Origin of the sequence: Maribellus mangrovi (assembly GCF_037646455.1) — a bacterium.
GTDB classification, from domain to species: Bacteria; Bacteroidota; Bacteroidia; order Bacteroidales; family Prolixibacteraceae; genus Draconibacterium; species Draconibacterium mangrovi_A.
In genome coordinates this window covers 1,064,909-1,073,372 of sequence record NZ_JBBIXN010000002.1, presented here as the reverse complement: position 1 = coordinate 1,073,372, position 8,464 = coordinate 1,064,909, and the positions used below count along the sequence as shown (strand labels likewise).

At 41.2% G+C, this 8,464-nt stretch carries 3 protein-coding genes; 1 reads left to right on the top strand and 2 read right to left on the bottom strand.

Annotated features, from left to right (window positions below):
- Positions 1-1,937, bottom strand: a 1,937-nt coding sequence (locus WFY05_RS12465) for an immunoglobulin domain-containing protein (protein ID WP_340113198.1), incomplete at its 3' end; no start/stop codon positions are given.
- A gap of 1,172 nt (positions 1,938-3,109) precedes the next feature.
- On the opposite strand from WFY05_RS12465, the gene WFY05_RS12460 reads away from it, so the two are divergent.
- On the top strand, positions 3,110-4,273 hold the full coding sequence (locus WFY05_RS12460) for an ATP-binding protein (protein WP_340113197.1): 1,164 nt from the start codon (positions 3,110-3,112) through the stop codon (positions 4,271-4,273).
- A gap of 1,094 nt (positions 4,274-5,367) precedes the next feature.
- Here WFY05_RS12460 and WFY05_RS12455 read toward each other — a convergent pair.
- A complete protein-coding gene (locus WFY05_RS12455) occupies positions 5,368-8,280 on the bottom strand; it encodes an FAD-binding and (Fe-S)-binding domain-containing protein (protein WP_340113196.1) in 2,913 nt (970 codons plus the stop codon).
- Positions 8,281-8,464: the final 184 nt, after the last annotated feature.

The following is an 8,464-nucleotide window of genomic DNA, read 5'->3' as shown; positions in this document are numbered from 1 at the left end:
GTTGTACCGCAAACATCTTCCACTGTTGGCAGTGTAGGAGCTACAGCTCCAGCTTCACATTCGACGGTGCTTGAAGTAGAAACAGCTTGTTGTCCTTCTGCAATCACTTCAGCAGGATCAATAGTACGGTCTACGGTGTAAGTATAAGTCCAGTAACTGACATTATTTGCTAAATCAGTGTAGGAATATGTATATACCCGTGTACCTTCACAGGTGATTGTTCCTTCAACTCCATCTACGTAATCTACAGTACTAACCAATACTCCCTGGATGGTCCCGTCACAAACATCTGTTGCTGTGGGAATAGGATCTGGTGGAGATGCAGCAGAGAGGCATTCAACTGTTTCAGAACCATTTGCTATATCAACAACAGGGGGAGTGTCATCCAAACTCAAAGTTGCCGCACTGGAAGTTACAGATTGTCCACAGGCATTGGTTGCAATTACATAATAACTACCAGCATCATCTATACTAACGGATGAAATTGTATAAGTAGCACTAGTTGCACCAACAATTAATGTTCCGGTAGGAGGAGTACCTTTGTACCACTGGAAATCGTGTGAAGCTGCACTACCCTGAACAGTTACCGAAAAGCTTGCTGTACTATTAATACAAACATTACTTAAACTTAATGGCCCTGATGTTATTACTGGTTGAGGACAAGAAGCAGGCGGTAAAATAGTTGCAGTTTCGCTTGGAGTTTCACAACCATCCACAATACTAACAATACAACGATAAGCATAAGTTTCATAGTTTTGAGCATTTTCAATGGTCAACGATGAACTGGTTTCACCATCCAAATCAACCCATGTAGGAGTTTCGCCTGCACCAACCGGTTCCTGAACTTGCCATTGGTAGGATAAAATACCATCACCGGTAGCACTAACATTAAAGGTAGCGTTTGCAGTAGCATAAGTTCCATCCGTATTATAAGTAAGATTAAAATCTTGTGGTTGACCAGTTATAGTAGGTCCGGGTACTACTGTTATTGTTGCTGGGAGAGATGGAAGCAAATCTTCCTCCTCGCAGCCAGGAACGGCAACCATTGCCCTGAAATAGGTTGTTCCCGTCAATGGTTCAGATGGTGTAAACTCTGTTAAATCAACGTTAAAAGTTCCTTCAATTCCACTAGTAATATCGTTCCAAGGATCGTCATTAGTGGTTGAATATTGCCATTTAGAAACGGTTCCTTTTTGTCCATTTAATGATAATTTCCCTGGGATTTCACCCGAGCAGATTTCTATGTCGGGTGTTACCATTCCACCTACTCCAATCTGGAGGGAAAGTGTGTCAACACCACATCGGTTGGAACCGATACTATTTCCACTTACCGCGACATATTCGGCTATATTTATTACTCCTGAAGGATCACAGATATCAAATCCTATATCTTCAAAAGGAATGTAAATTTCAAAAAACTCTCCATCACCTGGATTTTCAAAATCTCCTGCAACTCCAGATATACCAGTATCATCAGTAATCTCGGTTAAATATTCATCAAAAACTTTGAAATTTCCATTATCTCCAACACCTATTTGTAAGATATAATCAGCACCAGAAACAGGGAAATCAGGATTCAGATCAGTATCCACGGTTAAACCGGTTCCTGGTTCTGTATCCAGATATATTCTGAATATTGCCGCACCATTGTTCCCGTTCTGAAATCCGAGTTGAATAGCAGTTGGTTCACCAGATCCGTTGGTAATTAATTTTGCCCAAACCTGTTCAACATCACAGGTGCCACTAGCCTGCCCATAGTATTTTGTAAATGAATCATAATACTCATCATTTGGATCAGTTAGATAGTCCGTCTTCAAGGAATAATTCCCATCAACCTGTCCGTTAATTGTAGTTGCTGTTTCCAGCAGAAAGATCCCCATCAGCAGCACCATCAGCACTGCGCGGGATGTACTAAAAGTTTGGTAAAGTTTTTTCATCTTGTTTGTTTTTAAGGTTATTATACTTTTTAAAATTTTGGCATATATATAGGTTAGCCCGGCCACGTGGCAAGGCATAAACACACAGCGCATAAATAAGAACTCGGGGTTTGTAAGATTACTCGGGGTTTGTAAGATTACACGGGGTTTGTAAGATAAAGCGGGATTTGTTTGGACACAATTACAAGACACTGCCGTCCACAGCAATGGCATGTAATTTTACCCTTTGGTTAGTTGAACTAACTTTAAGAGGTAGATCTGCTAATGGAAAAGAAATTAGTACTTTCCATATGTTCAGTTTAAAAGAAAAATTCTGTGATTGGTGAAGAAACCCTAATTTTTTATCACAAATCACATATGTAATTTATGAATAATTATAATAGGTTCATATACAATGATGTCCCATTATGAGAAAACGATGGTCAAAATGTATAAAAGCGCTATTTTTAGGTATGAAATAAGGTATCACTTGTACCAAAATGAAAAATAATTTGTGATTTATTACTTTCAATTGATCATAATTACATAAAAAATACGCTATTGAGCATAGGTTTGGAACCCGGTTTTTGCTCAAATTCCGACAGAATAAAGCCAGAATTATCAAAAGGAGATGGGGTGGCTTCGGTCGCTTTGCTCCCTCGCCATGACGCTTTATAAAGGATAGTATCTGGCAGCAGACAGCGACAGTTTTGTTAAAAGTTAATATGCATTGTCCGCTGCCAGTTCATTTGCTAAAAGGAAAGTCATTGCGAACGGAGAGAAGCAATCTCTTCTACTAGTACTTGAGTTAATATACACGTGCCAGAGCATAAGAAAGGTGGCTTTGGTCGCTTTACTCCCTCGCCATGACGTTTTATCGAGGATAGTATCCGGCAGCGGACAGTCACAGTTTCGTTAAAAGATAATACGCATTGTCCGCTGCCAGTTCATAGGTTAAAAGAAGGTCATTGCGAAGACGACGGAGGAGGAGGAAGCAATCTCCTCTTCTTCATGAGTCGTGTAAAGGATAAGCGGGCTCTTTAGTTGACTGAAAACCATGAGTATTAACCAGTTGATCCTTCAATCGTCAGAAGTCAGTAGAATGGCTGGGTGAAGACAAATGTTATTGTCAATATCCCTGTAAATATAATATTAGATATAAAAAATGCAGGAATAATGTATATATTTGTAGTATGTATATAAACAGGAAAATAGAAGAAGAGGCACTGAAACTGTTGACATTTTTTCCGGTAATCGGAATTATTGGTCCCCGTCAAGCTGGAAAAACAACCTTGGTAAAAGAGCTTATGAAACTTATTCCAAAGGAGACTATTTATCTTGATTTGGAAAGTTCTGAAGATTATACTTTGCTGAATGAAGCTGAATTGTATTTAAAGGAACAATCCGATAATTGTGTCATTATTGATGAAATTCAGCGCATGCCAGCATTATTTCCATTGTTACGTTCGTTGATTGACAGAGACCGAAACCCGGGAAGATTTATTATTCTTGGTTCGGCATCGCCGGAATTGATAAGGGACAGTTCTGAGTCGTTGGCAGGAAGGATCAGTTACCTGGAATTAATGCCATTTAGTTTGACAGAATTACCTCAGGAAATTCCAATGAACAAGCATTGGATTTTGGGCGGTTTTCCGGAAGCTTTATTGTCTGGAAATATCTTCTTTGCAAACAAATGGCACGAAAGTTTTGTAAAAACTTATATTGAGCGGGACTTACCGAATCTGGGATTTCAATCAGATCCAATAAGGGTAGAAAGAATAATTCGGATAATAGCAAGTCTTCATGGACAAATACTGAATTATTCTACCATTGCCAATGCTGTAAATTATTCTGTATTTAACGTACGTAGGATAATCAACATATTGGAGCATGCATTCATGTTAGTTTCATTGCCTCCCTATTTTGTAAATACGAAGAAACGACTCGTAAAATCTTCCAAAATTTATATCAGAGACTCAGGAATCCTACATTATATTTTAAAAATTAATGATTATAAACAACTCGTATCTCACGCAGCATTGGGAATGTCGTGGGAAGGATATGTAATTGAACAAATACGGAATAATATTAGCACCCAGATTCGTTTATCTTTTTATCGAACACAAGATCAGTCAGAAATTGATTTGATATTTGAAAAGGGTATTGAAGTGGTTGCAACGGCTGAAATTAAATATACAGCCACTCCTAAGCTATCGAAAGGCAATACGCTGGCCATTCAGACTATTGGCTGCAAAAATAATTTTATCATTACACCTGATTCGCGGAATTATTTATTGCGAGAAGATGTTCGGGTCTGTTCACTTAAGTGTTTTTTGGAGAACTATTTACCAGTGTAATTTTGAAAACGTATTCAGATGGCTTCGTTTGTTTCACTCGCTCGCCAATGACAGATTTCATTTCCAGACCCTGAAACAAGTTCAGGGAGACGTTCATAAGATTCTTTGCAAGACATTACTTGAGTCGTCATGCTGAACTTCTTTCAGCATCTCTGTTATCGCCTCATTGTGCCCAAAATTTTTGGGTGAACTCTCGCCATGACGCGATAATAGGGTACATCCGGCAGCGGACCGCGACCTTTTTGTCAGAAGCTAATACGCCTTGTCCGCTGCCAGTTCATAGGTTAAAAGAAGGTCATTGCGATGACGACGCAGGAGGAGGAAGCAATCTGTTATACATGTACTTAAATTATGATGCACGTGCCAGGGCATAATAAAGATGGCTTCGGTCTCCGTCAGCTGACGGATCCCTCGCCATGACGCGATAATAGGGTACATCCGGCAGCGGACAGAGACAGTTTTGTCAAAAGCTAATACGCCTTGTCCGCTGCCAGTTTTGTGGTAAGTTGGGTGTCATTGCGATGACGACGCAGGAGGGGGAAGCAATCTGTTATACATGTACTTAAAATATGATGCACGTGCCAGGGCATAATAAAGATGGCTTGGTCTCCGTCAGCTGACGGATTCCTCGCCAAGACGATAAAGTAGAGGACCCCCGGCAGCGGATAGCGACAGTTTCGTTAAAAGATAATATGCATTGTCCGCTGCCCGTTCGAATTAAAAAATGCCAGTCATTGCGATCCCGAGTAATCGGGAGAAGCAATCCGTTTCATGGATAAGCAGGAGAGGAGAATATCCAATAATCAATGCTCAATATTCAATATTCAACGATTCTACTTAGTTGAAATTTCTACATTGGAAATTGGATATTAAAATTTGGGATATACGGTTATTTAATAGTTGCAAATTAATTCTGTCTTTTTACCGCTTACCCTAAAGGGTGAAGACAGAATCAATTCGCTCCCTTTAGGGATGGGGTAATCGAATTGAAATTCAGGTTTAGAATCTGACATAAGCAAAAGAGAACAATCTTATAGTTTTGTCTGATTTTATTAAATCCAAAGGATTGGACACGAAGTTCGAGCGATTTTACCTTAAACCAGTGCATCATACAACACCTCCACCGGATGCAAAGCCTTTTTTCCGGTGCCGTCTTTTATCTGGTGGCGGCATGAGGTTCCGGGAGCAGCAATGATCGTTTCGGCGTTGGCATTTTTCACAGCAGGGAACAATACCATAGCACCAATTTTCATCGACAATTCGTAATGCTCTTTTTCATAACCAAACGATCCTGCCATACCACAGCAACCCGACGGGATCTCCTGAATACTATAATTTTTAGGGAACGACAGTACCTTTTTCGACGGATCTGTTGATGCAACGGCTTTTTGCTGACAGTGTCCGTGAAGAAGAATTTGTTTTTCTTCGTTGGTAAAAAGTGACTGATCGATATTGCCTTTATCGATCTCGGCAGCCATAAATTCTTCAAACAGCAAAGCATTTTTTGCCAGTTTATTCGCGGCTTCCTGCAAGTTGTCGGCAACCAGGTCGGGGTATTCATCGCGGAAAGCCAGAATAGCTGAAGGTTCTATACCGATCAGTGGCGATGCTTCAGAAACAATGTCTTTTAACAGGCTAACATTCTCGCTGGCTATTTTTTGCGCTGTTCTTACCAATCCTTTTGAGAGGAAGGTTCTACCTGATTCTTTGCTAAACGGGATTTTAACCTCGTAGCCCAGTTTTGTGAGCAACAGGATGGCTTTTATACCAATATCGCTTTCGTTGTAATTGGTAAACTCGTCGTTAAACAAGTATACGGTTCCTTTCGAAGTTTCGGGCTTTGGTATTCCGTTCCCGGTCCATTTATTCAATGTAATATTCGACAGCTCCGGAACATTTCTTTGGGTTGAAAAACCAATCAGACTTTTTGTGAATGATAGGTTCATTACCAGATTTGAGAACGGACGAAATACCATGGCCAATTTGTTCAAACGTGGGAGATAAGCGATCAGTTTCGAACGCATCGGAATGCCGTGAATGTCGTAATAATGCTGCAAAAATTCGGCTTTGAGTTTGGCCATGTCAACATTCGACGGGCACTCGCTTTTACAGGCTTTACATGAAATACACAGGTCTAGAATATCGTAGATCTCTTTGTGATCGAAGGCTTGCTCTTTCTCGTTGTTGTACAGAAACTCGCGCAAAATATTGGCTCGGCCTCGAGTAGTTTTATCTTCGTCGCCGGTAGCCATAAAAGTGGGGCACATGGTTCCGCCAATTTTATCGCTTTTGCGGCAATCACCCGATCCGTTACATTTCTCAATGCTTCGGAAATAGCCGCGGTTTTCAGAGAAATCAAAGTTCGTAATGTAATCAGGGATGGCTTTGCCCGGAATTACTCTCAGACTTTCAGTGATCTCAGGTGTTTCCACAATTTTTCCGGGATTAAAGATATTGTCCGGGTCCCAGGCTTTTTTCACCGATCGGATCAATTCGTCGTTTTTCTCACCCAGCATGAAAGGAATAAATTTACCCCGCACGCGTCCGTCGCCATGCTCGCCGCTCATCGAACCGCGGTATTTTTTAACAAGTTTGGCTACCTCGTTCATCAGCGTGTTGAACAGCTCAACATCTTTCGGATCTTTAAAATTGATAAGCGGGCGGAAATGAATTTCTCCGGTAGCAATGTGCGCGTAATAAATACTTTCGAGCCCCAGTTTTTTCAATACTTTTTTAAGGTCGGCAATGTAATCGGGCAGGTACTCCGGATGAACGGCTGTGTCTTCAATACCCGGAACGCCTTTTCGGTCGCCCGGAATGTTGGCCAGCAATCCCAGTCCCGCAGTTCGTAAGGACCAAACCCGCTTTATTTTGTCTTCGCCTGTAATAAGGGGGTAGTGGTAGCCCAGTTTTGCTTTGCTCAATTCCTTTTCCAAACGGGCAGCAGTGCTTGTTAATTCTTCCTCTGTTTCAAACGAAAACTCAATCATAAGCATGGCGCCCGGATCGCCTTTAACAAACCACCTGTTTTTATTTTGCTCGCGGTTTTGTTTGGCAGCCTGCATTACCGGATCGTCCATCAACTCGATGGCCGTAGGTTTATATTTTAATGCTACCAGATTGCCGTGCAGTGATTCTTCCAGCGTTTCGAAGTGTGCACATACCAGTCCTTTATATTTCGGAGGAAGTGGAATGACATTTAATTTTAATTTCGTTGAAAACGCCAGCGTTCCTTCCGAACCGGCCAGCAGTTTACTGAAATTAAAAGTGGGACCACCATCGGTATAAATTTCAGAATCGAGAAGCACATCGATAGCATAACCCATATTTCGGCGGGTGAGTTTCGGATCAGGAAATTGCCCGCGTATCTCTTTTTGATTGGCTTTATCGGTAAGCAGCTCATTTATATTCTCATAAATCGCTTTTTCAAGCTGATTTGGATTGCCGTTTAGTTTTGCCTTGAATTCTTCTTTTGTCAGCGGCTTGAAAACGGTTTCAGAGCCATCAGATAAAACAGCGTCAACTTCCAGAATATGTTCGCGCACACTGCCATAAACCAGCGAATGCAGTCCGCAGGAGTTGTTTCCGAGCATCCCACCCACAACGCAACGGTTGGCAGTGGAAGTTTCAGGGCCGAATTGCATACCGTATGTGGCAAGGAACTGATTTAGTTCAGCCAGTACCACTCCGGGTTCGATAAGCACATAGTTTTCCTTCTCATTGAATTCAAGGATGCGGTTCATGTATTTCGATACATCGACCACAATACCCGGTCCAACTACCTGACCTGCCAGTGACGTCCCGGCACCCCGTGGAATGATCGAGGTACCGTTCTCACGCGCAAAATTGATGATCTTCTTTACGTCTTCTTTATTTTTTGGACGGGTAACAGCCAGCGGCATTTCTTTGTATTGCGAAGCATCGGTCGAATAAAGAACACGCTGCACATTATCGGTAAACAGATCTCCTTCGAGTTGGGATTTCAGCAGATCAAAATCGGGTATCATATTTCTGTTTTTGTAGCGAGGTAAAAATAGAAGATAAAAGGTGTGCTTGCAAGTTCCTTTCAAAAAAAACAATGAAAGAATACCACAAGCTAAAACAACCATTTTAGTTGAAGATTTGATTCCCATATTCGTTTATTCTTTTGGAACATTTATCAATATTATTTCTGATGATTAGTAGTGTGGA

What these genes read in the sequence shown, in the direction of transcription:
- WFY05_RS12460 (WP_340113197.1), top strand. Translation starts at nt 3,110, where the DNA reads ATGTATATAAACAGGAAAATAGAAGAAGAGGCACTGAAACTGTTGACA.
- WFY05_RS12455 (WP_340113196.1), bottom strand. Translation starts at nt 8,280, where the DNA reads ATGATACCCGATTTTGATCTGCTGAAATCCCAACTCGAAGGAGATCTG.